The organism is Alphaproteobacteria bacterium (assembly GCA_040218575.1).
Lineage (GTDB): Bacteria > Pseudomonadota > Alphaproteobacteria > JAVJRE01 > JAVJRE01 > JAVJRE01.
In genome coordinates this window covers 79,454-105,146 of sequence record JAVJRE010000007.1, presented here as the reverse complement: position 1 = coordinate 105,146, position 25,693 = coordinate 79,454, and the positions used below count along the sequence as shown (strand labels likewise).

23 protein-coding genes and 2 tRNA genes are annotated in these 25,693 nt (G+C 66.2%); 14 read left to right on the top strand and 11 right to left on the bottom strand.

Annotated elements, in window-relative coordinates; genetic code table 11:
• Positions 1 to 102: 102 nt before the first annotated feature.
• The 4 genes from RIE31_09965 to RIE31_09950 form a co-directional block, all read right to left on the bottom strand.
• A complete protein-coding gene (locus tag RIE31_09965; GenBank protein ID MEQ8640909.1) occupies positions 103 to 2,760 on the bottom strand; it encodes a valine--tRNA ligase in 2,658 nt (885 codons plus the stop codon).
• Between the two features lie 100 nt (positions 2,761 to 2,860).
• On the bottom strand, positions 2,861 to 3,607 hold the full coding sequence (locus RIE31_09960; GenBank protein ID MEQ8640908.1) for a DUF2497 domain-containing protein: 747 nt from the start codon (positions 3,605 to 3,607) through the stop codon (positions 2,861 to 2,863).
• Between the two features lie 76 nt (positions 3,608 to 3,683).
• A complete protein-coding gene (locus RIE31_09955; GenBank protein ID MEQ8640907.1) occupies positions 3,684 to 5,075 on the bottom strand; it encodes a TolC family outer membrane protein in 1,392 nt (463 codons plus the stop codon).
• Between the two features lie 67 nt (positions 5,076 to 5,142).
• Positions 5,143 to 5,934 carry a protein-L-isoaspartate O-methyltransferase gene (locus RIE31_09950; GenBank protein MEQ8640906.1) on the bottom strand — a complete coding sequence of 264 codons (792 nt, stop codon included), beginning with the start codon at positions 5,932 to 5,934 and terminating at the stop codon, positions 5,143 to 5,145.
• Positions 5,935 to 6,118: 184 nt separating this feature from the next.
• On the opposite strand from RIE31_09950, the gene RIE31_09945 reads away from it, so the two are divergent.
• The 6 genes from RIE31_09945 (at position 6,119) to RIE31_09920 (ending at position 11,356) form a co-directional block, all read left to right on the top strand.
• Positions 6,119 to 6,192 (top strand) — tRNA-Cys (locus RIE31_09945).
• Positions 6,193 to 6,310: 118 nt separating this feature from the next.
• Positions 6,311 to 6,386: transfer RNA gene (locus tag RIE31_09940), tRNA-Asn, on the top strand.
• Between the two features lie 255 nt (positions 6,387 to 6,641).
• On the top strand, positions 6,642 to 8,168 hold the full coding sequence (locus tag RIE31_09935; GenBank protein ID MEQ8640905.1) for an aromatic amino acid lyase: 1,527 nt from the start codon (positions 6,642 to 6,644) through the stop codon (positions 8,166 to 8,168).
• A complete protein-coding gene (locus RIE31_09930) occupies positions 8,165 to 9,706 on the top strand; it encodes an aromatic amino acid lyase (GenBank protein ID MEQ8640904.1) in 1,542 nt (513 codons plus the stop codon). The genes RIE31_09935 and RIE31_09930 overlap by 4 nt, the downstream gene beginning before the upstream one ends.
• Positions 9,675 to 10,412: a DNA alkylation repair protein gene (locus RIE31_09925; GenBank protein MEQ8640903.1), complete on the top strand. Its 738-nt coding sequence runs from the start codon at positions 9,675 to 9,677 to the stop codon at positions 10,410 to 10,412. The genes RIE31_09930 and RIE31_09925 overlap by 32 nt, the downstream gene beginning before the upstream one ends.
• Positions 10,413 to 10,516: 104 nt before the next feature.
• Complete coding sequence (locus tag RIE31_09920) at positions 10,517 to 11,356, top strand: mechanosensitive ion channel (protein MEQ8640902.1); 840 nt, start codon at positions 10,517 to 10,519, stop codon at positions 11,354 to 11,356.
• Between the two features lie 126 nt (positions 11,357 to 11,482).
• On the opposite strand, the gene RIE31_09915 is transcribed toward RIE31_09920, so the two are convergent.
• Positions 11,483 to 11,959: a hypothetical protein gene (locus tag RIE31_09915; GenBank protein ID MEQ8640901.1), complete on the bottom strand. Its 477-nt coding sequence runs from the start codon at positions 11,957 to 11,959 to the stop codon at positions 11,483 to 11,485.
• 163 nt (positions 11,960 to 12,122) lie between these two features.
• Positions 12,123 to 12,674: a peroxidase-related enzyme gene (locus RIE31_09910; protein ID MEQ8640900.1), complete on the bottom strand. Its 552-nt coding sequence runs from the start codon at positions 12,672 to 12,674 to the stop codon at positions 12,123 to 12,125.
• Between the two features lie 99 nt (positions 12,675 to 12,773).
• On the opposite strand from RIE31_09910, the gene RIE31_09905 reads away from it, so the two are divergent.
• Entirely contained in the window at positions 12,774 to 13,787 is a 1,014-nt protein-coding gene (locus RIE31_09905; GenBank protein MEQ8640899.1) for an ornithine cyclodeaminase family protein, read from the top strand.
• On the opposite strand, the gene RIE31_09900 is transcribed toward RIE31_09905, so the two are convergent.
• Positions 13,784 to 15,091, bottom strand: coding sequence for an MFS transporter (locus RIE31_09900; protein MEQ8640898.1), 1,308 nt, complete (start codon positions 15,089 to 15,091; stop codon positions 13,784 to 13,786). The two genes, RIE31_09905 and RIE31_09900, sit on opposite strands and share 4 nt — an antisense overlap.
• A 206-nt stretch (positions 15,092 to 15,297) precedes the next feature.
• Between RIE31_09900 and RIE31_09895 the strand changes: the two genes are divergently transcribed.
• The 7 genes from RIE31_09895 to RIE31_09865 all read left to right on the top strand — a co-directional run bounded on the left by RIE31_09895 (position 15,298) and on the right by RIE31_09865 (position 21,448).
• Complete coding sequence (locus RIE31_09895) at positions 15,298 to 15,903, top strand: NUDIX domain-containing protein (GenBank protein MEQ8640897.1); 606 nt, start codon at positions 15,298 to 15,300, stop codon at positions 15,901 to 15,903.
• 80 nt (positions 15,904 to 15,983) lie between these two features.
• On the top strand, positions 15,984 to 16,997 hold the full coding sequence (locus RIE31_09890; protein ID MEQ8640896.1) for a cysteine synthase A: 1,014 nt from the start codon (positions 15,984 to 15,986) through the stop codon (positions 16,995 to 16,997).
• Positions 16,994 to 17,734 (top strand): alanyl-tRNA editing protein, encoded by a 741-nt coding sequence (locus tag RIE31_09885; GenBank protein MEQ8640895.1) that lies wholly within the window; start codon positions 16,994 to 16,996, stop codon positions 17,732 to 17,734. Before RIE31_09890 ends, RIE31_09885 begins: the two co-directional genes overlap by 4 nt.
• Complete coding sequence (locus RIE31_09880) at positions 17,731 to 18,591, top strand: sulfurtransferase (GenBank protein ID MEQ8640894.1); 861 nt, start codon at positions 17,731 to 17,733, stop codon at positions 18,589 to 18,591. Before RIE31_09885 ends, RIE31_09880 begins: the two co-directional genes overlap by 4 nt.
• Entirely contained in the window at positions 18,588 to 19,442 is an 855-nt protein-coding gene (sseA, locus tag RIE31_09875; protein MEQ8640893.1) for a 3-mercaptopyruvate sulfurtransferase, read from the top strand. The genes RIE31_09880 and sseA overlap by 4 nt, the downstream gene beginning before the upstream one ends.
• 3 nt (positions 19,443 to 19,445) lie before the next feature.
• Positions 19,446 to 20,585: an FAD-binding oxidoreductase gene (locus RIE31_09870; protein ID MEQ8640892.1), complete on the top strand. Its 1,140-nt coding sequence runs from the start codon at positions 19,446 to 19,448 to the stop codon at positions 20,583 to 20,585.
• Positions 20,582 to 21,448 carry a class I SAM-dependent methyltransferase gene (locus tag RIE31_09865; protein MEQ8640891.1) on the top strand — a complete coding sequence of 289 codons (867 nt, stop codon included), beginning with the start codon at positions 20,582 to 20,584 and terminating at the stop codon, positions 21,446 to 21,448. The genes RIE31_09870 and RIE31_09865 overlap by 4 nt, the downstream gene beginning before the upstream one ends.
• A gap of 22 nt (positions 21,449 to 21,470) precedes the next feature.
• Here RIE31_09865 and RIE31_09860 read toward each other — a convergent pair whose 3' ends face one another.
• From RIE31_09860 to RIE31_09845, 4 genes are all read right to left on the bottom strand, one after another.
• Positions 21,471 to 22,304, bottom strand: coding sequence for a DMT family transporter (locus RIE31_09860; GenBank protein ID MEQ8640890.1), 834 nt, complete (start codon positions 22,302 to 22,304; stop codon positions 21,471 to 21,473).
• Positions 22,305 to 22,499: 195 nt separating this feature from the next.
• Complete coding sequence (locus RIE31_09855; protein MEQ8640889.1) at positions 22,500 to 23,297, bottom strand: amino acid ABC transporter ATP-binding protein; 798 nt, start codon at positions 23,295 to 23,297, stop codon at positions 22,500 to 22,502.
• Positions 23,298 to 23,336: 39 nt separating this feature from the next.
• Positions 23,337 to 24,437 carry an amino acid ABC transporter permease gene (locus tag RIE31_09850; protein ID MEQ8640888.1) on the bottom strand — a complete coding sequence of 367 codons (1,101 nt, stop codon included), beginning with the start codon at positions 24,435 to 24,437 and terminating at the stop codon, positions 23,337 to 23,339.
• Position 24,438: 1 nt separating this feature from the next.
• On the bottom strand, positions 24,439 to 25,653 hold the full coding sequence (locus tag RIE31_09845; GenBank protein MEQ8640887.1) for an amino acid ABC transporter permease: 1,215 nt from the start codon (positions 25,651 to 25,653) through the stop codon (positions 24,439 to 24,441).
• Positions 25,654 to 25,693: the final 40 nt, after the last annotated feature.

Sequence of the window (25,693 nt, the reverse complement as noted above, 5' to 3'; positions counted from 1 at the left end):
GGCGGCGGGTGCCTAGCTGGCGCCAGGCCTCATGCGCCTCCGCCACACGCGGCCGCGACACATGGGGCCGCGGGTACGGGCGACAGGCGGGCGATGCCCGCCCTAGGCGGCGGCCAGTTGCTCCAGCGCCGCCGCCAGCCGGTTGCGTGCCTGCTCCGCTTCGTGGCGCTTTTCGCGCTGCTCCTCGACCACGTCCTCGGGCGCCCGGGCGACGAACTGCGGGTTGGCCAGCTTGCGATCAAAGCCGGCGACCTCCCCGTCCAGCCGCTGGATTTCCTTGTGCAGGCGCTCGCGCTCCACGGCGATATCGATAACGCCGGCCAGCGGCAGCACCAGCGTCGCCTCGTCCACCAGCACCCGGACGGCCGCTTCGCCACTGTCTGTGGGCGAGAAGACAATGCGCTCCGCGTCGAGCCTGGCCATGCGGGTGATAGTGTCGCGGTAGGTCTCGAACCGCTGGATCGTCATTTCGCTGCCGCCGGCAACCATCACCGGCAGGCGCGCCGCGGCCGGCACATTGATTTCGGCCCGGACCGTGCGGATCGCGCCGATGGTACGGACCAGCCAGTCCATTTCCTCCTGGGCGTATTTATCCACCAGGGTGCGGTCCTCATCCGGCCACGGGCTGACAATCAGCCGGTTCTTCTCACCACCCGCCAGGTTGTCCCACAACTCTTCGGTAATGAACGGCATGAACGGATGCAGCAGATGCAGGGAACGGCCAAGCACCCAGCTCGCCGTCGCCTGAGTCTCGGCCCGTGCCGCCCCGTCCTCGCCGCTCAGCACCGGCTTGGCGAACTCCAGATACCAATCGCAATAGGTATGCCACAGGAACTGGTACAAGGCTGAGGCCGCCTCGTTAAAGCGGAAGGCGTCCAGCGCCTCGCTCACCGCCAGCACCGTGTCTGCGGTTCGGCCGATGATCCAGCGGTTGACGGTCTGGTCCGCCTCGGCCGGGTCGAAATCCGGGTCAAAGCGGCATTCGTTCATTTCGCAGAAGCGCGCCGCGTTCCATAGCTTGGTGGCAAAGTTGCGATAGCCGGCCACCCGGTCTTCGGCCAGCTTGACGTCCCGCCCCTGCGCGGTCAGCGCCGCCAGGGTAAAGCGCAGGGCGTCGGCGCCATAGCGCTCGATGAAGTCCAGCGGGTCGATGATGTTTCCCTTGGACTTGCTCATTTTCTGGCCGCGGGAATCGCGCACCAGGGCATGGATGACGACCGTCCGGAACGGCACATCGCCCATGAAATGCAGGCCGAACATCATCATCCGGGCGACCCAGAAGAAGATGATATCGAAGGCGGTCACCAGCACGTCGCCGGGATAGAACCGCTCCAGCGCCGGCGTCCGCTCCGGCCAACCCAGCGTGCTGAACGGCCACAGGCCTGACGAGAACCACGTGTCCAGGACATCTTCGTCCTGACGCAATGCGACACCCGCGCCGAACCGGGCCTCGGCTTCAATCCGCGCCTCGTCCTCGCTCTCGGCGACGAAGATGGTGCCATCCGGGGCGTACCAGGCGGGGATCCGGTGCCCCCACCAAAGCTGGCGCGAGATGCACCACGGCTGGATGTTGCGCATCCATTCGAAATAGACGTTCTCGAACTGCTGCGGCACAAACCGGGTCCGCCCCTCTTCCACCGCCTCGATGGCCGGTTTGGCCAGGGTCTTGGCGTCCACATACCATTGGGTCGTCAGCCACGGCTCGATGACCACGTCGGAGCGGTCGCCATAGGGCACTGTGTGGGCGTGCTCCTCGACCTTCTCCAAAAGGCCGAGGGCCTCCATCGCGGCGACAATGCGCTCGCGCGCGGCGAATCGGTCCAGCCCGCGATAGGCTTCAGGCACCGCCTCGTTCAGTGAAGCATCGCCGTTGAAGATGTTGATCATCTCCAGGTCATGACGACGGCCCACTTCGAAATCATTGAAGTCGTGGGCCGGCGTGATCTTGACCGCTCCCGACCCTTTCTCGGGATCGGAATAGGTATCGGCGACGATCTTCAGGCGGCGGCCGACAATGGGCAGCACCGCGTATCGGCCGACCAGATCGGCATATCGCGCATCGTCGGGATGCACGGCGATGCCACTGTCGCCAAGCATGGTCTCCGGCCGGGTGGTCGCCACGGTGATCGTGCGGTCAGGCTCCCCCTCGATGGCGTAGCGGAAGTACCACAGCTTGCCTTTCACGTCGCGATTGTCCACTTCCAGATCGGAAATGGCCGTGCCCAGCTTGGGGTCCCAGTTGACCAGCCGCTGGTCGCGATAGATCAGCCCCTCGCGGTGCAGTTGCACGAACACTTTGCGCACGGCGGCCGACAGGCCTTCGTCCATGGTAAAGCGCTCGCGCGCCCAGTCGGCCGAATCGCCGAGACGGCGAAGCTGGCCAAGGATGGTGCCGCCGGACTCCTGGCGCCACTGCCAGACCCGCTCGACGAAATCGTCGCGGCCCAGGGCGGCGCGGCTGGAGCCTTCGCTCTCAAGCTGGCGCTCGACCACCATCTGGGTAGCGATACCCGCATGGTCGGTGCCCGGCTGCCACAGTGTGTTGCGGCCGCTCATACGGTGATAGCGCACCAGTACGTCCTGTAGTGTGTGATTGAGCGCATGACCGATGTGCAGGCTGCCGGTGACGTTCGGCGGCGGCATCATCACCGTGAAAGGCTGGCCGTTGGATCGTTCATCGGCGGCGAATACGCCGCTCTTCTCCCACGCCGCATAGCGGCGCGGTTCAACATCGTCCGGTTGATAGGTCTTGTTCAGCATGAAGGGATGGATCGAAACCGTAGGAGGCGGAAACAAGGCCGCTGCCGGTCACCGCAGGCCAGGGCCATGGAGAAACGGGCGTTTGACCCCTTGGCCGCGCCTAGCGACGACCACCGCGTGAAACCATGCGCTCAATTTCATGGGCGACGATGCGTTCAACCAGACCCGGCAGGTTCTCATCAACCCACTGTTTGAGGATCGGCCGCAGCACTTCACGCACAATGTCCTCAAGGGTACGCTGACCATCGCCCAGATCGAGATGGCCATGCCGCAGCACCTCGTCAAGCTGGCTGAATGCCGCGCTGGTGGCGCTGGCGGTCTGCTCGGAGGCAACGGACGTGTCCTCGTCCGCCGGCTCTGCCACGCTGTCGTCGGACAGGGTCGCGGCGGGCGTCGCAGCCGGCTTCGGCGCCACAGCCGGCGGCGCATCGTTCTCGGCGAATTCAAGCTCCGCATCGCCAGCCGATGGGTCACCAGCCGACGAGCCGGCAGACGGGTTTGTATCGTCCGGTGTGTTGCTCATGTCTGCAATCGAGCCATCGTCAGCCACCATCTGGGTCAGTTCGAGGACGTCATCATCGGGCTCCGCGTCATCGCCGTCACGTGCCGCCGCCCCATCTGCCGCTGCCCCGTCCGCCGCCTGATCCGCGGCCGCATGGTTCGCGGCGGCCTTGCCCACCGCCGTGGCGATTGCCGCCCCGCCAGCCGGCGCCTGCGGTTCAGCGTCCGGCACCGCTCCATCGCCGCCCTTGGACGCGCCCGGCTCGTCCTCCTCCGAGATAATACGCCGGATGGACGCCAGGATTTCCTCCATGGAGGGTTCCTGGCCTGGCTTTTCGTCAGTCATGAATCCGGCTCTGTCTTTTCCTGCAGGCCTAGCCTAGCGAAGTCCGTCCACCACGCAAACATGCCGGTTTCCGCAATCAGGGGTCAATTCCGGTGCCGAAGAAGCGCCCGCGTACCGAACGATAGTGCTCATCCATGTCATAAATCTCCACCGCCAGAGCCAGATCCGCCGCGGTCAGAACACCGGCCGCCGCCAGCAGACGATAGGCCGCGACAATCTGGTCGCGCTGCGCGCCCACAAGGCTGACCCGCGCATCCAGCAACTCCTGCTCGGCGTCCAGCACGTCCAACACGGTGCGCGCGCCGACCAGGGACTCCTGCCTGACCCCTTCCAGCGCCAGGTCAGACGCCTGGACGCGCGCCGCCTGTGAGGCGATGGAGCCCGTCGCCGACTGCAGCTCCTGCCATGTGACCGTTGCCAGTTCAGCCGCGTTGCGGCGGGCGTTTTCCACCTCGATCCGACGCTGACTCGCGCGCTGCTTGGCCTCGCGAACGCGCGAATACACCGCGCCCGCCTGATACAGCGGCACCGACAGTTCCGCGGCAATGCTTGCGGATTCCCGTTCGCTGTTGGCGCCGAGTGAATCTTCCTGACTGGACAGGCTGCCGGTCAGGCTGACCGCTGGCAGCAGCTCGCCCTCAATGGACGCCACGTCATCAGCCGCCGCCTGGGCGGCAAACTGCGCCTGCACTACGGCCGGGCTGTGCACCTGGGCTCCGGCCAGAGCGGCATCCAGAGACTCCGGCAGACTGGTCGGCAGGTCCGGGTCCACCAGGGTGCCCGGCGGGACACCCACCACCCGCTCAAAAACCGCACGGGAACTGTGCAGGGTTGCCTCGGCTGTAATCCGCTCTGACGCGGCCAGAGCCAGGCGGGATTCGCCCTGGGCAACGTCTGTTCTTGTCAACTCACCGACGCGGAAGCGGTCCTGGGTTGCTTCCAGCTGACGTTCCAGAACCTGCTCATTGTTGCGCCGCAGCTCCAGAATCGCCTGGTCACGCAGCACGTCCATATAGGCGGTCACGGTGTCCGCAAGAACGGTTTGCTCCGTCGCCACAAGGACGGCACGCTGGCGCTGGATTTCGTTCTTCGACAGGCGGGTCGTCGCCTGCGTGCGGAAACCGCGAAACAGCGGCTGGCTGACCGACAATGTAGCCGAGACCGGCGTCCGGTTGGACACCCCGCCGGTGGTGCTGGTGGTCGTATCGATACGCTCCTTGCCGGCGCTGCCGGACAGGGTCACGGTCGGCCGCCAGCCGGCAAGAGCCTGCGGCAGGGACTCGTCCACGGCACGCAGGGCGGCACGGGCGGCCAGCAGCTCCGGGTTGTTCTCATAGGCCAGCACCATGGCCGCATCCAAAGTCTGGCCGGCGGCCATGACCGGTGCCAGAAGTGTAAGGCCGGCCAGCACGGCGGCTATGGTGAGCCGGCGATAAGCCCGCAGAGGCAGCGGCAGAAAGAGCGTCATGGCTCGGCTTCTAGCATGGATCATCGGCCAGCGCGTGGTTTTCTCGGTCAAAGAAGGTGAATGCGGGCTAGAAGGCGAATGCGGGCGATGTGGCCAGGTCGGCCAGATCGGGCGTGGCCGCATCAAAAACAATCCGCCGGGTCAGCCGGCCTCTGTCGTTGCCTTCCACGGCGGTGCGCCGGAACACCGTCGCCCGGCCCAGACCGCCTGCATCGCGCACCACCGCAAGCAGCCGGCCGCCGTCGGCCAACTGTCCTTCCAGGGCCGGCGGTATCTGGCGGATCGCACCGTTGATCAGGATGACGTCATAGGGCGCCTGCCGCGAATAGCCCAGAGTCAAAGGACCGCGGACAATGGCGGCGTTATCCACCGACAGGCCGACCAACAGTCTTTCGGCCTGCTCCGCCAGACGGGCGTCGCTCTCGAGACCGACCACCCCGGCCGTCAGGCGCGCCAGCAACGCCGTGGCATAGCCGGTGCCGCATCCTACATCCAGCGCGATATCGTCTGGCTTGATCTGGCCGGCTTCCAGTAGCCGGGCAAGGACACTTGGCTCCATCAGATAGCGCTGCGCCTGCCCGCCACCCGCTGCGGTTTTTGTCGCGCCTGCCGGGGCCCCATCCAGGTGCGCCCCGTCCGGCGCGCGCCCGTCCAGCGGCAAGTCCTCGTCCACATAAGCCAGGGCCGCTCGCGGACCGGCCAGAAAGGCCTCTCGCGGCAATTCCGCCATTGCCGCGAGGATACGCTCGTCGCGCACTCCCTGGGCCCGGATCTGACATTCCACCATGATGCGTCGCGCCGCGGCGCTGCGCCGTCCGGCTTCCGACAACTGGGCCGCGGTGATCTCGTCCGTCGTCATGGCTGGCTCCCCCTCAAGGTCGCGTCCGGCGGCCTATCCGAGCCGGCTTTATACTGGGAGCGGCCGACCCGGACAATCGCCCGGCCGCCGGCCTCCCCATCTTCGCTGACGGCCTTCGCCGCAAACAGATGATACAGAGATGGTTGATCGCCGGCCAACGCGCGCCTATATGTCGGCGCCGGCCGGCCGGGTGGCAGAGTGGCTATGCAGAGGACTGCAAATCCTTGTACGTCGGTTCGATTCCGGCCCCGGCCTCCATGCCAGTCGCCGACCCTGTCGGTGTCCGGCCAGGCGGTTGCCGCCAGCCCGTAAGACAGGGTAAAGATTCGCTAGGGATTTCGGCCCATGGTCGCTAGTCCGACCACGGATGCTCTGATCCTCGGTAGCTCAGTTGGTAGAGCGGGTGGCTGTTAACCACCATGTCGGCGGTTCGAGTCCGTCCCGGGGAGCCATTATGAGGAGGGGTTAGATCACTGGTCTAACCCCTTCTTTTTTATCAATGTTCGGCGCTGGACTCAGGGTATCTCTCCATCTGGCCGCCGGGCTGTGCCGTTGGCGTATCTCTCTTGCCGCCGCCGTCATGGTCATCGCCTGCCGACCCGGATGGGGCCATGCGCGAACCAAACGCAGTCACTAAACTCAGCCGCTGGACACGGCCTCTGAACCCGGCCGCTAAACGCGGCCTCTGAACCCGGACCAAAAGACTCATGATGACCATCCGCCTCAATGCTTTTGGCGACCTGACGCCGCGGGCCTATGACCGGATCGTTGCCGGCGAGGCGACCGTGGCGGTTTCTGACCAGGCCCTCGCCCGCGTCGAGGCCAACCACCAGGCCTTTCTCAGTCACATCGAGTCCGGTGCCATCGTCTATGGCACCAATACCGGCACCGGCGCGCTGGTCCACACCGCTCTGCCGCGTGAGGACTGGCTGCCCATGCAAGAAGCCGTGCTGGTCAACCGGGCCGGCGCCTCCGGCCCACCCCTCGCCCCGGACGTCGCCCGCGGCATCGTGCTGTTGCGGCTGCACATGGCGCTCACCGCCGTATCGGCGGTCAGTGCCGATCTCTGTCGCTTTCTGGTGGACCGGGTCAATGACCGCATGACTCCGTGGGTGCCGGGCCAGGCCCTCGGCATGGACGGCGAGATGATCGTGCAGTCCCACGCGCTGACGCCGATCATCGGCCAGGGCTTCGTCATGACAGAGGACGGCGGCCGGCAACCGGCCGCCGACTGGCTGGCGGCGCGCGCCATCACGCCCTATCGCCTGCAAATGCGCGAGGGCCTGTTCCTCGTCAGCGGTCACACCGCATCTTGGGCGCGTCTGCGCCAGGTGCGCCGCGACGTGCTGGACACGGCGGCGCTGCTGACCATGACCGCATCTGCCTCTATCGAGGGCATGGCGGCCATGGATCAGCACTATGCAGCGGAACTGGAACAGCTCATGCCGGTGCCGGGTCTGGCCCCGGTATTGAAGGCCATCCGCGCCTACCGTGCGGGCTCGGCCATCCCCACCAGCTCTTTTCAGGCGCCCATTTCCTACCGCACCACGCCGATGATCCATGGCGCTCTGCTGGCCGCCGTGGCGGCGCTGGATGGCGCCATGGCCGGGGAACTGCACTCGGTTGACGACAATCCCCTGGTGCTCGGCGACCAGTCTGACGGCCTGCGATTATTCCACGCTGGCGTCTTTCACAATCAGCACACCGCCAATCTGGTGGATGGGCTGGCTGTGCCCCTGACCCAGCTTGGCCTGCTGTCGGCACACCGCCTGCACCGACTGCTGGACCCGGCAGAGACCGGCCTGACTCGCCAACTCGCCGCCCGCCCCGGCATGGACAACGGCCTGATCATCCTGCACAAGGCGGTCATCGGCCTCGAACCGCGGCTCAAGGCGCTGGCTGCGCCCTTTACCATCCACACCACCGAATCGAGCCTCGGCCATACGGATGTGGAGACCATGATCTTTCCGGCCATCGATCGCATCGCCGAGATGTGCAGCCTGCTGCGCCGCTTCGCTCTCTACGAGCTCTATACGGCACTGGCCGCCATTGACCAGCGCCAGGCGAAACCCGGTGAGCGCATCGAGGCGATCCGGCGGATCGTCCGCCGGCGCATAACGCCCTATAAAGGCCCCCGCCAACTGGGGCATGATATCGACGTTCTGGAAGAGATCGCAGCCGCCGCCGATTTCCGCTGCCTTGTCCTGCCGCTTGAACCGGAGCCCCAGCCATGACGGTCACTCTGGGCCAACCGGCCGACCTGACGCCAGAGACATACAATCGGGTGATCTATGACGGTGAGCCGGTGGCTCTTGCCAGCGATGTGATGGCCCGTCTCGATCGCAATCTGGCCGCCTTCAATGACTTTGCCCGGACCGCCGGTTTCATCTACGGCACCACCACCGGCGCCGGCGCCATGGTCCACAACACCGTCGACCGCGACGCCTGGCAGGAGCGTCAGCGCAAGGTGGTGCTGAACCACTCCGCGGCCATCGGCCCACCCCTGCCCGGCGCGGTGGCGCGCGGCATCATCCTCGTCCGGCTGGCCCATTTTCTGGGAATGACCGCGGCCGTATCGCCTCATTTTGCCCAATACCTGACGGATCGCCTCAATGACGGCTTCACGCCGTGGGTGCCGTCGGAGGGCATGGGCATGGACGGCGAGACCATCCCGCACGGCCATGTTTCCCAGACCTTCATCGGCGAGGGCTTTGTCATGGACCCCACGGGCCAGCGTGTGCCGGCCGGCCAATGGCTGGCGGCGCACGATATTGCACCGGTGGAGCTCGGCCGGCGCGATGGCGGCGCCTTCTCCAACGGCTTTGGCGCGTCGGTTGCCCTGGCCATGCATGTGCGCCGCCGGCTGGCCCGCGCGCTCGACGTCCACACCGCCGTCGCTGCCTGCTCGGCCGAGGCCATGGCGGTGCTCGATGAACATTACGGCCCCGACGTTGTGCGTCTGCTGGACGCCCGCGGCCTGCCACAGACCATCGCCGCCATGGCCGGCCTGATGGCCGGCTCGGCCATTCCGCGCGCCGGTGTGCAGGCGGCCATCAGCTACCGCGTCACTCCGCAGGTCCATGCGGTGCTGCTGGATGCCTTATGGCGACTGGACGAAGAACTCGCCCGTGAGATGCGCTCACGCCCCAACAATGTGGCGTTCTTCCCGGCCGGCCCCGACGGCCCCGCCCGTGTCGTCCATGCCGGCCAGTTTCACAACCAGCCGCTGGCCAATCTGGCCGACGCCGCGGCGCTGGCCCTGGCCCAGGTGGCGATCCTCGCCAACCGTCGCCTGCACCGTCTGCTTGACCCGCAGGAAACCGGTCTGTCAAAGCAGCTTGCCCTGCAGCCCGGCACCGATTCCGGCCTCATCATCCTGCACAAATCAGCCGTCGGGTTTGAGCCGGAGCTCAAGGCCCTGGCCCAGCCATTCAGCCTGCACACGGTGGAATCCAGCCTCGGCCACACCGACGTGGAGACCATGGCCATGCCGGCCCTGGGTCGTCTGCTGCGCATGGCGGACATGACCGCCGCCATCGCCGCCTATGAACTCTATGCGGCGCTGGTGGCGATCGATCAGCGCGGCGCCCGTCCCGGCGCCGGAGTCGCCGCCATCCACGCACTGGTGCGGGCTCGCATTCCGCCCTTCACCGCTGACCGCAACTACGGACCCGAAATCGAAACGTTGCGCGACCTGATGGCGACCGACGCCTTCCTCGCCCTCATTCCAAGCCTGGACCATGCCGCCGCCAGCGCCGACATCCACGCCTGACCTGCTGCGCCGCTTGCGGGCGTTGGGCCAGCCGGAGCGCGCCGCCTTCCTCGCCGCCGGCTATGCCTTGTCGGCCGAAACCCACTGGGGGGTGCCGGTGCCGGCCGTGCGCCGGCTGGCCCGTGACACCGGCCGCGCCCTGCGGCCGGCGCCGGCGGCAGAGGTATTTGCCGTGACCGACCGGCTGCTTGCCGCCCGCGTCTTTGACGCCCGCTGCCTTGCCTATGAAGTGCTCGCCTGGCTGGCCGAGCGGGACCAGGCCTGGGCCGGCCGCCTGACCGCCGGCCGCCTCAAACGTCTGGCCCGCCATCTGGACTGCTGGCCGGCGACAGACCTCCTTGCCACCCGGCTGACGGGTCCGGCCTGGCGTGACGGCCGCCTGGCCGACAGCGATCTGCTGACCTGGGCACGGTCGCGCGATCCATGGCGACGCCGGCTGGCGCTGGTCTCCACGGTGGCGCTCAACCTCGCCAGCCGTGGCGGTAGCGGCGACAGCCGGCGGACCCTGCTGCTGGCCGACCGGCTGGCCCGTGACCCTGATCCGAACGTGCAGAAAGGCCTGTCCTGGGCTCTGCGGTCGCTGATTGACCATGACTGCAAGGCCGTCGAGTCCTTCCTGCACCGCCACGACCAAGCTCTGCCGGCTCGTGTGCGCCGTGAGGTGCGTAACAAGCTCAGCACCGGCCGCAAGAGCGGCAAGGCCTGACGCATCCGCGAACGCCATCCGACAGGCAGCATCCAGCGGCGGGGGTGGTTGGCCGGCGGCGCCACTGGCAAGATCGCGCGAACCCTGACGGAGCCACGAACGATATGCAGGATTTCCTGTCCGAATACGAACCCCTGGTCGCCTCGCTGACTACGCTCGCGGTGCAACACGCCTTGTCCGCTCTGGGTGGCGTCCTGATTCTGGTGGCCGGCTGGATCGTCGCTGGCTGGGCGCGACGCACGGTGCTGCGCGCCATGCGCCGGGTGAATCGGGTGGACGTGACCCTGACCCGCTTCCTCGCCGGCGGCCTCCGCTATCTGGTGCTGGCTCTCACCCTGCTCCTGGTGCTGGCGCAGTTCGGCATCCAGACCGCAAGCTTTATTGCTGTCCTCGGCGCTGCCGGTCTGGCGGTCGGCCTGGCGTTGCAGGGCACCCTGTCCAACGTGGCGGCGGGCGTGATGATTCTGTTTCTGCGCCCGTTCCGCGTCGATGAATTCATCGACGCCGGCGGCCTCATGGGCACGGTGGACGAAATCGGCCTCTTCGCCACCCACATGAAGACCCTGGACGGCAACCTGCTGATCGTTCCCAACGGGCGACTGTGGTCATCGGAGGTGGTCAACTGGAGCCGCCTGCCGACCCGCCGCCAGGACATCCAGGTAGGGGTTTCCTACAGCACCGACCTAGACCGGGCGCTGGCGGTCCTGCGTGAGGAACTGGACAAGGACCCGCGCGTCCTGCAGGACCCCGAACCCATGGTCGCCGTCAACGAGCTGGGCGACAGCGCGGTGGTCATCCTGTGCCGGTTCTGGGCGGCCGCCTCTGACGCCTATACGACGAAGCTGCATCTCAACAAGGCGATCAAGCAGCGGCTGGACCTGGAGGGCATGGAGATTCCCTTCCCGCAGCGGGTCATGCACATGCTGCCGCCACAGCCGTCATAAGGACAGCGCTGACGGCAAAGGCCGGGCTCTGCGCCCGCAGAACCGTATCACTGAATCGATTCGACGATGTCTGGGAATCGCTTCGACAATAACTGGCGCCGCGGCTGGCGCCTGTCCCGCGCGCGGTCACCAGTTTCGATTCCGCGTCAGGGACTGCGCCACGCTCTTCGCATACTCCTCATCAACGGCAAAAGGCAAACAGTAGAATCCTATGAGTTTGTCCCGTCCCTGCCGGGCATTGACGTCCATGCCACCGAATCCCTGACGGAAGATCACACAGGCCATGCCCGCAGCGTCGCTGAGCTGGCCAATGGCGTATTCAATGCGCCCAAGATCGTTCTCGGTGACCCTGACGGCCTCTTCGACCCGCGCCTCCGGAAACATTTTATCGATTCGGAAGAATGCGAACACGCGGCTGAGATCACGCCTGAAGACGTCCCAGTCGGCCGCGACGCAATCGTTGTGGGTCAGTGAAATGAAGATGATGGCAATCGGCGGGGCTTCGGACCATGTCGCAATATAGTTATCGCCGCAGTGGCTCTCCTCCACGGTGTAGGTGCCTCCACCGCCCATCATCAGCGGCGGTTCGAACAGGATCGGCATGTCTGTTGCGGTAGTGGTCTGCCGGGCCGACGCTGCCGTGCTCAAGACGAGAACCGCAAACAGACCCGCAACAAGCGACCTCACCGGTCCTCCGCCCGCATTGTAATCTGTGTCATCGCCCGTCCTGTTGCCGTTACCGGATTCGGGCGACGGCACACACCGCTCAGGCCGCGCCCCGGCCTTCCTGCGCGGCGCTGGCCCGCCCGCGCTCGGCCAGCCGCTCGCCGGCCACCGCGAAATAATCACCGTCGGCCCGCACGCCGCAGCCATCCACCATGCGATTGAGAAAGTTGTAGTAGCAGCAGACCATCAGGGCATCGAACAATGTCCGCTCGTCCCAGCCCGCATCAAGCACCGCATCCACGTCGCGCTGCACCACCTTCGATGGCTCTGTCGTGACCTTAGCCAGATAACGGAACAGCGGTTTCCACCTGGCCTCCACCGGTGCCGTTTCGGGGTCTTGCGCCACCGCCTTCAGCAGGTCTGGTGACACTCCGTGGTTGGCCGCCACCTGCTCATGGACGCCGAAGCAGTACTGGCAGGCGTTGTGGTGGGAGACGAAGGCGGCGATCAGTTCGCGGTCGCCCAGGCTCAGGGCCGAGGGCCCGGTCATCACCCGATTGGCGAACTCCCGCTGCAGCGCCAGCGGATCGTCAAAGGCGGCCTGCACGTCAGGCATCTTTGCCTCGGCCGGCAGGGAGGGTAGAAAGGCCATCTCAGGGCCTCCATCGAGGTTCAACTGCCAGCCTAGAGCCTGGCATTCCATTGGCCAACCCCGGCGGCCACCGGCCGCCTTCTCCTGGAGCGATACGCCATGAGCCAGTCTGACGCCGAAATCCACATCACCTGGCTGGGCGGCCCGGAGGTCAAGGCCCTCAAGCTGACGGACCAGGAGATTCTCGACGCCATCGAGAGCGGCCTGCGCGCCCAGGGCAACGGGGAAACGGTGATCGAGCCGCGGGTCCATCTGGTGCCGCGGGATTCGGCGCACGGTCACTTCAATGTTCTGCGCGGCTATATCCGGCCCATCGACATGGCCGGCGTCAAAGTGGTTGGCGACTTCTTTAACAACTACAAGCAGGGCCTGCGGTCAGAGATGGCGCTGCTCAATCTGTTCGACCCCGAAACCGGGACGCCCCGCGCCGTGCTCGACGCCAGCGACATCACCGATATGCGGACCGGCGCGGTCACCGCCATCGGCGCCAAACACCTGGCCCGCAAGGATTCAAAGATTCTGGGGCACATCGGCGCACGCGGCACCGCCTACTGGAACGTCAGGCTTCTCGATTCGATTTACGACTTTGATGAAATCCGGGTCCATTCACGCCGGCCTGAAAGCCGCGACGCCTTCGGCGCGAAACTGGAAGCCGATCTTGGCAAGAAGATCATCGTCACCGACAACTGGCACGACTGCGTGGCCGACGCCGACATCATCATAGAGGCGTCGCGCCTGACCGAGCCGGCCCCTCTGCTCAAGACCGAGTGGATCAAGAAAAGCGCCTTCGTCTGCCCCTACGGCACCATGAGCGCGGTCGAACTCTCCCTCACCGATATCATGGACAAGCTGGTGGTGGATGACTGGGGTCAGTGCAAGGGCGGCCCCTATGGGGCACTGCGCGAACACGTCAATCAGGGCAAGCTGAGCGAGAAGACCCTCCATGCGGAGCTGGGCCAGATCGTTGCCGGGCTGAAGCCAGGCCGCGAATCCGACGACGAGACCACCCTGCTGTGGCATCGTGGGCTCAGCCTGTCGGACGTGGCGCTGGGCTTTGCCATGCTGGAGAAGGCCCGCACCATGGGCATCGGCCAGAAACTGCGTTTCGCCTAGGCCTGCGCCACCGGCGGCGAAACTGCCTGTTTCGCCGCCGCACCGGGCGCTGCGGCGGCCGGCTCCTGTTCCATGACCGCGGCGATGATGCGCCGCCGCCGGAAGGTCCACAGCCAGACGCCAAGACAAATCAGGGCCGCGCCCACAAAGGGCGGCGTGAAGCCATGGCTTTCCGCCAGGAAGCCGATGATCGCCGCGCCCACCGCCGGTGCCGCCGAGAAAATCAGGCTCATCAGGCTCAGCACGCGACCGCGCAGGGCGGGATCGGCCGAGTTCTGAATCAGCGTCTGGTTGCCCACACCGGAAATGATCATCAGGCCGCCGGCGACGGTCAGGAACCCGGCGGCGACCCAGAAATCTGGTACCAGGGTCACCGCTGCCATGCAGCCGATCATGACCAGAACGGCGGTAAAAAAGACCCGGGTCAGCCCTTTAACCGGGCCGCGCTGGGCCAGCCACAGCCCGCCCAGCACCGCGCCGATGGCGTTCGCCGCATTGAGCAGGGCGAAGGCGGAGCCGCCGGCGCTGAACAATTCGTCTGCCACACCGGCCAGCATCTCCAGCAGCGGCCGCAGCAGCATGCCGGTGGCCGTCGCCATCAGCAGCATCGGACCAATCCCAGGATGGCCCACCGCATAGGCGATGCCGGCCCGCATATCCCCGAAAAAGCTGCCGCGCGGGCCCTGGCGCGCGGCCGCCCCCGGCAGGTCCATACGTTGCAGCACCACCATGAAGACGACAAAGCTGGCGGCATTGATCGCGAAGATCATGGTCACGCCGTTGAGGCCGAAAAAGAGGAAGGCTGCGGCCAGACCCGGACCCACCGCGCGCGACAGGTTGAAGGTCACCGCCCCCAGGCTGATGGCCGTCGCCAGATATTCGCGACTCACCAGATGGTGGACAAAGGCCATCCGCACCGGGTGGTTGAAGCCCATGACAAAACCCAGGAACACCGCCAGTCCGGCCAGCCAGTAGATGGTCATCAGGCCACTTAGCATGAGGATTGTCAGGGCCACCGCCTGGCCCATGGCCAGCACCTGAACGCCTTGAATCAGGGTCTTCTGGTTGACCCGGTCGGCGATAACCCCGGCCACCGGGCTGGCGATGATTGCCGGGAACAACTCCGCAAAAGCGACGATGCCCAGCCAGCGGAAGTCGTGTGTCAGGTCCCAGGCCAGCCACTGCACCGCCAGCCGCTGCATCCAGGTGCCGCTCAGGGAAACCAGATTGGCCCCCACATAGGGGCCGTAATTGGGCTGGCGCAGGGCGCCGGCGATCTGCGCGATGTTCAGGCCGCGGCTCATGGCGCGACCGGCAGGTCATTCATGCGAACGGACTCATGGCGAAGGTGGTGTCCTGCCGGCGGCGCGCGACGCCGGCCTTGGGATACAATGGCAAAGAAAGCGGACCCGTGGCGGCCCGGCCGCTATTGTCGCCGGGCCGACACTGTGTTGTCCATCGCGCCCTGATCTCAAACCGTCCCTGCCGCCTCATATAGCCGGAGCCCGCCATGCCCGAAGACCATCCGGACGTCAGAATCCTGGAGCGCACGCGCGCCTTTCAGGGCTACTTCGCGGTGGGCCGCTATCGCTTGCGCTACCGTCGTCACGACGGACAATGGAGCCCGGAACTGACCCGCGAAGTGTTCGAGCGCGGCCATGCGGTAGCCGTCCTGCCTTATGATCCGGTCAGGGATGCGGTGGTTCTCATAGAACAGTTTCGCATCGGCGCCCACGTTGCGGGCCGTGCCGCCTGGCTGATCGAGGTGGTTGCCGGCATCGCCGGGCCGGGCGAAGACAATGACTCCGTCGCCCGCCGCGAGACGCTGGAGGAAACCGGCCTGGCGGTCAGCGATCTGGTGGCCGGGCCGGACTATCTGGTCAGCCCCGGCGGCAGCAGCGAAAGCGTTGCCCTGTTCTGCGGCCGGGTGGACAGCAGCCAGGCCCTGCCCTTCGCCGGCCAGGCGGATGAAGGGGAAGACATCCGGGTCTTCGTGGAACCGGCCAACCAGGCCATCGCCCGTCTCCACGCGGGCACACTGTCCAATGCCTTCACCATCATCGCGCTTGGCTGGTTTGAACGGGAACGTGAACAATTGCGGCGTATGTGGTCATAAGGACGCCATTACCCTTCCTTGAACCGGCGGCATGCGGCCACTAGGCTGATTATCCGGCCATTCTCCTGTAGGACACCCCCATGGACATTCGCGACGGCTTCGTCGGCGCCATCGGCAACACTCCCCTGATCCGCCTGCGCAGTCTGTCGGACGAGACGGGCTGCGAGATCCTGGGCAAGGCCGAGTTCCTCAACCCCGGCGGTTCGGTCAAGGACCGCGCGGCGCTGGGCATTATCCTCGATGCGGAGAAGCGCGGCCTGCTGAAACCCGGCGGCACCATTGTCGAGGGTACCGCCGGCAATACGGGAATCGGCATCGCCCATGTGGCGGCGGCCCGCGGCTATCGCGCGGTCATCGTCATTCCCGAGACCCAGACTCAGGAAAAGAAAGACCTGCTGCGCCAACTGGGCGCCGACCTGCGTGAAGTGCCGGCCGTGCCCTACCGCGACCCCAACAATTATGTGAAATATTCCGCCCGCCTCGCCGAAGAGCTGGCGGCCAGCAGCCCGGCCGGCGCTGTCTGGGCCAACCAGTTCGACAACACCGCCAATCGCGAGGCCCACCGCACCACCACCGGGCCCGAAATCTGGCGCCAGACCGACGGTACTGTCAGCGCTTTCGTTTCCGCCGTCGGCACCGGCGGTACGCTCGCCGGCACCGGCATGGCGCTCAAGGCGGAGAACGACAAGGTGCAGATCGTCTGCGCCGACTGCATGGGCTCGGCCATATACTCCTGGTTCAAGCATGGCGAGTTGAAAAGTGAGGGCAGCTCCATCACCGAGGGCATCGGCCAGGGCCGGGTCACAGCCAATCTGCAGGACGCGCCGGTTGACGACGCCTGCCTGATTCCGGACAAGGAGGCGCTGGATCTGCTCTACCGGGTGTTTCAGGAAGAGGGGCTGGCCCTTGGGACCTCCAGTGGCATCAACCTGGCCGGCGCGGTGCGCACGGCGCGCCAACTGGGCCGCGGCCACACGGTGGTGACCATGCTCTGCGACGGCGCCGGGCGCTATGCCAGCAAGCTCTACAACCCGGAGTTTCTGCGTTCGAAAGACCTGCCGGTGCCGCCCTGGCTGAACGAGGCCGTTGCATGAGCGAACTGCTGTTTCGCGATGACGCCTATGCCCGCACCTGCACGGCGACCGTGACCGCCGTCACTACGGACGAGCGTGGCGGCCGCGCCGTGCGTCTTGACCGCACGGTCTTCTACCCCACCGGCGGCGGTCAGCCAGGCGATAGCGGCCGCCTGGTTCTGGCCGACGGCACCGCCTGCCCGGTCGCCACCACCATCAAAGGCGAGAGGCCGGACGATGTGCTGCATATACTGGCGGCCGACGCTCCGGCGCCAGCCGCGGGCGACACGGTGACCGCAGAGCTGGACTGGGACCGCCGCCACCGTCACATGCGAATGCACACCTGCCTGCACCTGCTGTCGGCCCTGCTACCCTACCCGGTGACCGGCGGTCAGATCGCCGCCGACAAGGCGCGAATGGACCTGGATATCGCCGAGGCGATCCTCGACAAGGCCGAGCTGACGGCGCAGCTCAACGCGCTGATTGAACGGGATGCCAGAGTCAGCGCCCGCTGGATCAGCGATGAAGAGCTGGCCGCCAATCCCGACCTGGTGAAAACCATGGCGGTCAAGCCGCCCACCGGCAGCGGCCGCGTCCGCCTGATCGAGGTGGAAGGCCAGGACCTGCAACCCTGTGGCGGCACCCACCTCCGCCGCACTGGCGAAATCGGCCGTGTCATCGTCACCAGAATCGAAAAAAAGGGCCGGCAGAACCGCCGCGTCGCCATCGCCTTCGACGAAGCGGTGACCAGTCCGTGAGCGACAGCGCCCTCGTCTCCACCCGATGGCTGGCAGACCGCCTTGCCACCACGGCGCAGGAGCGGCTGGTTGTGATTGATGGCACCTGGCACATGCCCGACGCCGGCCGCGATGCCGACGCCGAGTATCTGGCGGCGCACATTCCGGCCGCGTTGCGGATTGATTTCGGCCGCCTGCGCGACACCCATAGCCCGCTCCCTCTCACCCTGCCGTCGCCCGACGCCTTCTCCGCCCATGTGGGCCAGCTCGGCATCGGCCAGGACCACACGCTGGTCATCTATGACAGCAATGGGCTCTTTTCCGCGCCGCGGCTGTGGTGGATGTTCCGCGTCATGGGGCATGAACGGGTCCATGTGCTGGACGGCGGGATGACCGCCTGGCAAGCGGAAGGCCGGCCCGTCGAAAGCGGTCCGCCGCCGGCCCGCCGGCCTGTTCCTTATGCCGCAAGGTACCGGCCGGAACTGCTGCGCACCCTGGAACAGATGCGCCATTGCCAGGCGGCCGGATCGGAACAGATCGCCGACGGCCGCGGCGCCGCCAGTTTCAATGGCCAGAGCAAAGGCGGCGGCCACATTCCCGGCAGCTACAGTCTGCCGTGGAGCACTCTGGTCGATGCCGCCACCGGTACCCTTCTTCCCGCCGATACGCTCGCCCAACGTCTCCGCGACGCCGGAGTTGATCCGGCCCGCCCGCTGGTGACCACCTGTGGCGGCGGCGTTGTCGCCTGCACCGTGGCCCTGGCCCTGCACGAGCTGGGCTTGCGCACGGTTCCGGTCTATGACGGATCATGGAATGAATGGGGCTCCCTGCCCGATACCCCCAAGGCAGCGGTGCCCGACCTGCGGAGTGAGCCATGACCACCGATCTACCCACGCCGACCGTGGACGCCCAATGGCTTCGCGCCCATCTGAACGCGCCCGATGTGCGGGTGGCGGATGCCACCTGGTATCTGCCGACCGTTGACCGGGACGGCGCGGTGGAGTTCGCCGCCGGCCATATTCCGGGTGCGGTGCATTTTGATTTCGATGCCATCGCCGACAAAAGCAGCGACCTGCCGCACATGCTCCCCACGCCGGAGCAGTTCGCTGAGCAGGTGGGCGCTCTCGGCCTCGGCTCCGATCACGCCATCATCGTCTATGACACCAACGGGTTGTTCGCCGCGCCGCGCGTCTGGTGGATGCTGCGGGCCATGGGTCATGAGCGGGTGGCGGTCCTGGAGGGCGGCTTGACGGGTTGGCAAGCCGCCGGCGGCGCAATCGAGACCGGCGCCGCCTCGCCGTCCCCGGCCATCTTCACCGCCCGTCGCCGCAGCGATCTGATCCGTTCGCGCCGGCAGATGGCGGCCAACCAGACCAGCCATAGCGAACAGGTGGTGGACGCCCGCGCGCCCGGCCGTTTCGCGGGGGCCGAACCCGAACCACGGCCGGGTCTGCGCGCCGGTCACATTCCAGGCGCCATCAACCTGCCGTTCAGTCAGGTTCTCGACAGCCAGACAGCGCGTTTGCGTTCTGCCGACGCCATTCGCAGCGCCTTTGCCGAGGCCGGCGTGGACCTGGCACGGCCGGTCACCACCTCCTGCGGTTCCGGTGTCAGCGCCTGTATTCTGGCTCTCGCACTGGCCAGCATCGGCCGCGACATCGTAGCGGTCTATGACGGCTCGTGGACTGAATGGGGCGGCAGTGACCTGCCGCTGGCCACCGGAGCCTGAGCCGTGGCAGGACCGCCCGCCCGTATCTGCGATGTGATCATTGTCGGTGGCGGCACGGTCGGCTGCTCCGCCGCGCTCCATCTCGCTTTGCGTGGACTCGATGTGGTGCTGCTGGAGCGCGGCCTGGTCGGCGAAAAGGCGTCCGGCCTCAATTTCGGCGGTGTCCGCCAACAGCAGCGCAAGCTGCCTGAACTGCCCTTGGCCCGCCGCGCCCGCGACATGTGGGACCGGTTCCCCCAGATGCTGGGCAGCGACTGCGGTTTCCGTCCCACCGGACACCTGCAGATGGCCCTCAGCGAGGACGAACTGGCGAAGCTCACCGCCTATGCCGCCGCCGCGGGCGAACATGGGCTGGACCTTGAAATGCTCTCCGCCGCGGAACTGCGCCGGCGCCATCCCTGGGCCGGGCCGGAGGTGGTTGGCGGCAGCTGGTCGCCGACCGATGGCCAGGCCGATCCGACCACCGTGACCCCGGCTTTCGCCGCCGCCGCGCGCCAGGCCGGCGCCACCATTCACGAGGGCGCGCCGGCCCGCCACATAAGTCACGACGGCGATGAGTTCCAGGTGACCGCCTGCACCGCCGCCGGCGACAGCCTCACCTTCCTGTCGTCCCACCTGATCAACGCCGCCGGCGCCTGGGCCAACGAAATCGCCCGCCAGTTCGGCGAGCCGGCGCCCATGGCGCCGCGCGCACCGCAAATGGCCGAAAGCGAACCTCTGCCAGCCCTCATCAGCCCTGTTCTCGGCTGCGTCTCCGGTGCGGTCTATCTGCGTCAGGCAGCGGACGGTCGCATATTCTTCGGTGGCGGCTATGGCCGCTTGCTGGACGATGGTGAGAACGCCGAGCCGGTGGAGCAGACCAGCCGGGCAACCCTGGCCGCCGCCCTGCGCCTGGCGCCGGCCCTTAAGGACATGAAGGTCCGTCGTGCCTGGAGCGGCGTCGAGGGCTATATGGAGGACGGGGTCCAGGTGCTGGGACCCAGCGCCACCACCGACGGCCTGCTGCATGGCTTCGGCTTCTCCGGCCATGGCTTTCAGATCGGCCCAGCCGCCGGCGCGGTCCTTGCCGATCTGGTGCTCAGCGGCCGCAGCACGACACCCATCGACGCCTTCGCCATTACTCGCTTCGCCGCCGCGTCGTGACCGGCCGCCAGCCTGACAACGACGCTGGCAGCGAGACTGGCGGTGAGACTGGGCAGGCCATCAGCGCCAACCGCACCCTGTGGGATGGCCTGGTGGACGATCATCTGAAAGCGCCGCTCTATGACGTGGCCGGCTTTCTTGCCGGCGCCGACCGGCTCGGCCCTATCGAAAGCCGCGAGGTCGGCGACGTCGCCGGCAAGCGACTGCTCCACCTGCTATGCCGTTTCGGTCTCGATACCCTGTGCTGGGCCCGGCGCGGCGCCACGGTCACCGGCGTCGATATCGCGCCCAAGGCCATTGCCGCCGCCCGCGATCTGGCGCGGCAAAGCAATCTTGCCGCCACCTTCATCGCCAGTGATGTCCGCACCTGCCAGCCGCACCTGACCCCGCCTTACGACATCGTCTTCATGTCCTGGGGCGCGCTCTGCTGGCTGCCGGACATGGACGAGCTGGCCCGTCTGGTGGCCGCCAATCTGGCGCCCGGCGGAGTCTTCTATGTAGTGGACGGTCACCCCATGGCCGGTGCGGCCGATGAAGACTGGTCGCCGGCAGACGGTGTTGTCCGCCTCAAGTGGAACTACCAGACCGGCCGCCGTCCGGATACCGCCATCTGGAACAATGACTATGCCGGCTCCAACAGTGCGGCGCCGGGCCTGCCGGCTCATGAATGGGCGCATGGCCTTGGCCGCATCGTCACCGCCCTGACCGCCGCTGGCCTGGTGATTGATTTCCTGCACGAGCATGACGTGGCGGCCTGGCGGTGCATGCGGGGGCTGGAGCCGGCAACCGACCATATGTGGCGATTACCGGCCGGCGTGGCGCAGATGCCGCTCAGCTTTTCACTTCTGGCCCGCAAGCCTTGACCGGTGCCGGCCCCATGGGGCGCTAAGCGGATCTGCGTCGCAGCCACGCCCAGAGCCGCCCGTCAATGGCCGCCAGGCCGAGACCGATCAAGGCAAAGCCAGCCAGATGCCGCGGCAACAGCGCCTCGCCCAACAGGGCGACGCCCAGCCCCACTGCCACCACCGGAATCAGAAAAGTCACCAGCGCCAGGTTAGTGGCGCCGGCCATGGCCAGAATGCGGAAGAACACCACATAGGCCAGCGCCGTCGCCAGCACCGCCAGGCCGATCAGCGCGCCGACGGTCTCCGGACCCGGCGCCGGCAGCGTCCAGGGTCGGTCCACCACGATCGCCAGCGGCAGCAGGATCAGGCTGGAGGCCAGCAACTGCCCCGTCGCCGTGGCCAGTGGCGAAAGGCCCAGGCGGCGAAATCTGCGGCCGTGGACGCCGGCGAAGGCATAGGACAGGGCCGCACCCAGAATCGCCGCCTGGGCGATGATCGCCACCCCGAACGGGCCCGCCGCGGCAATCCCCATCATCACTGCCACGCCGGCCAGGCCCAGCAGAACACCGGCCACGCGCCCGACGTCCAGCCGCTCGCCACGGGTCAGCGCATGCGCCACCACCACTGTAAACAGCGGCGTTGTGGCATTGAAAATCGACGCCACGCCGGAGGCGATATGGGCCTGACCCCAGACAATCAGGCTGAACGGTATGGCGTTGTTGAGCACCCCCATGACCGCCAGGGCCCGCCACACCGGCCAGCCGAAGGCCAGACGCTGCCCGCTCAGCCCCATCACCAGCCACAAAATGGCAGCGCCGCCCGCCACCCGCACCGCGACCACAGTGAAGGTCGGCTTTCCGCACCGCCACGCCATTGAAAAAGAAAGAGCCGCCCCACAGCACCGCCAGCGAGACCAGCAGGCCCCATTCCATGGGCCCCATTGTACGATTGATCGGATTCAAGGCCGCGTTGCTGTCCATCGCCGCCGGTCATAGCGGATAGCTTCGTCAGATGCCGCCCGAATCATGCGCCCGCCGGCAACCAGGTGGCCGGCTGCGACCGGGCTGGCTCAGTGGGCCAGAATCTGGCTGAGGAACAGTTTGGTGCGGTCGCTTTCGGGATTGGAGAAAAACGTCTCCGGCGGTGCCTGTTCGACGATCTCGCCGCCATCCATGAAGATGATGCGGTCGGCCACGGTGCGGGCAAATCCCATTTCATGGGTGACCACGATCATGGTCATGCCGGCCTCCGCCAGGTTGATCATGACGTCCAGCACTTCCTTGATCATTTCCGGATCAAGCGCCGATGTGGGCTCGTCGAACAGCATGATCTTCGGCCGCATGGCCAGCGCCCGGGCAATGGCCACGCGCTGTTGCTGGCCGCCGGACAACTGGCCCGGATATTTGTCGGCCTGTTCGGGGATGCGCACCTGTTCCAGATAGCGCATGGCCGACTCCACCGCTTCACGGCGCGGCATCTTGCGCACCCAGATCGGCGCCAGGGTCACATTCTCCAGCACCGTCAGATGGGGAAACAGGTTGAATTGCTGAAACACCATCCCCACTTCGCGACGGACGCTGTCGATCTGCTTCAGGTCATTGGTCAGCTCGATGCCGTCCACCACGATGCGCCCCTGCTGGTGCTCCTCCAGCCGGTTGATGCAGCGGATCATGGTGGATTTGCCGGAGCCCGACGGGCCACAGACAACGATGCGCTCGCCCCGGTGGACACTGAGATCGATGTCCTTGAGCACATGAAACTCGCCGAACCATTTGTGAACGCCGGAAAGCTCGATGACCACCTCGTCGGACTTCAGGCTGTCGCGCGGCGCCTGATCGTCGGCGGCGTTGGCGCTGCTCGATGGCATGTCACTCATGACGGTGTCCTCGTTTCCCGCGGGATGGCATCAACGGCGGTCGCCGACGCCCAGTCGGCGTTCAACCGACTGGCTGTAGCGTGACATGCCGTAGCAGAAGATGAAGAAGACAAAGGCGGTGAAGACATAGCCCTCGATCGCGAAACCGCCCCAGTCCGGGTCGTTGAAGCTTTGCTGCACACGGCCCAGAAGGTCCAGCAGGCTGATGATCGCCACCAGCGTGGTGTCCTTGAACAGGCCGATGAAGGTGTTGACGATGCCGGGGATTACCGCTTTCAGCGCCTGCGGCAGGATCACCTGCGCCATGCTCTGCCAATAGCCGAGACCCAGCGCCGACGCCGCCTCGTACTGGCCTTTGGGTATGGATTGCAGGCCGCCGCGCACCACTTCCGCCATATAGGCCGACGCGAACAGAGCCACCGCCACCAGGGCGCGGATCAGCTTGTCCACGGTGACGCCTTGCGGCAGGAACAGTTGAAAGACATTGGAGGCCACGAACAGGAACACGATCAGCGGGATGCCCCGCCAGAACTCGATGAATACGGTGCACAGCATGCGCACCGCCGGCATTTCAGAGCGCCGCCCCAGGGCCAGCACGATGCCGATGGGCAGCGAGAAGAAAATGCCGATGCCGGCAATCACCAGGGTCAGGAAGAAGCCGCCCCAGTCTTCGGTCGGCACCAGTTCCAGACCGAAGAAGCCGCCGACGAACAGCCAGTAGGCGATCAGCGGATAGCCCAGCATGAGAAAGGCACCGAGTATCCGTTTGTGGCGGAACGACTCCACAAACAGGGGCGCGCCGGCGGACACCAGAATGGCGAAGGACAGGACCACCCGCCACCGTTCGTCCTCCGGATAGAAGCCGAACATGAAGGTCCAGAACCAGACCTTGACATAGGTCCAGCAGGCGCCGCTGACCGCGGCGCAGGCCTCGCGCGAATTGCCGGCGATGGTGGACGAAAAGAACACCCAGTCAATGAACGGCGGCACCACCTGCCAGATGATCCACAGCGACAGGATCGTCAGTGCGGTATTGAACCATGACGAGAACAGGTTGGACCGCAGCCAGCCGATAAGACCAACAGAGGTGCGCGGTGGCGCCAGATCGGGGGCGCGCTCGAATACCGACATCTCAGCGCTCCACCAGCATGATGCTGCGGTTGTAGATATTCATCACCAGCGAGATCAGCAGGCTGATGGTCAGATAGACCGCCATGACGATGGCCAGCACCTCTATGGCCTGGCCGGTCTGATTGAGGACGACGCCGCCGAAAATCAGCATCAGCTCAGGATAGGCGATGGCCGCCGCCAGGGAGGAGTTCTTGAACAGGTTGAGATACTGGCTGATCAGCGGCGGCACGATGACCCGCAAGGCCTGGGGCACCACCACCAGGCGCAGGGTCTTGCTGTGCGACAGGCCTAGCGAATGCGCCGCCTCTGTCTGGCCGTGGCTCACCGCCTGAATGCCGGCCCGCACGATCTCTGCAATGAAGGCCGCGGTATACAGTGTCAGCGCGAGCAACAGCGCGACAAACTCCGGGATCACCGAAAAGCCGCCGACGAAATTGAAGCCGCGCAGCTCCGGATAGCTCCAGGTGAAGGGCACGCCCGCCGCCAGCGCCGCCAGGACCGGCAAACCGATGATCAGCCCCAGTCCCGCCAGCACATCGGGAAACTGCTGCCCGGTCCTGGCCTGGCGCCGCTTCGACCAGCGGCGCAGACCATAAGCACCGATCAGACCCAGCACAAAGCCGATGGGAATCAGGCTGAATCCCGGTTCCATGGTGGGCGACGGCAGATAGAGACCGCGAATGTTGATGACGCCCAGGCCGAACGGTATGACAAAGCTGTCGCGCGGCGATGGTAGGTTGCGCAGAACCGCGAAATACCAGAAGAAAATCTGCAGCAGCAGCGGGATATTGCGCAGGGTCTCGATATAGACCCAGGCCATGCGCGCCACCAGCCAGTTCTTGGACAGGCGCATGATGCCGATGAAAAAGCCCAGCAGCGTCGTCAGGACGATGCCGATGGCCGACACCAGAAGCGTGTTCAGCAAGGCCACCACGAAGGCGTAGCCATAGCTGGACTCTTCGCTATAGGGAATCAGTGTCCAGGTAACGCCGAAGCCGGCGGTGGTCTCCAGAAAGCCAAAGCCGGAGGCAAGACCCGCCGCGGCCATGTTGGTGACGGTGTTCTGGATGATGATCCAGCCGATGACCACCACCGACACCAGGACCAGCCCCTGAAAGAACAGGGCCCGCACCTTCGGGTCATACAGCAGCGACGAGCGGGCCTTACCTGCACCGGGGCCCGCGCCGGGGCCCGTATCGTGTGAGGTCACCGTCATTGCCGGATTGTCGCCATGGGCGATCCCGTCATACTGCGCT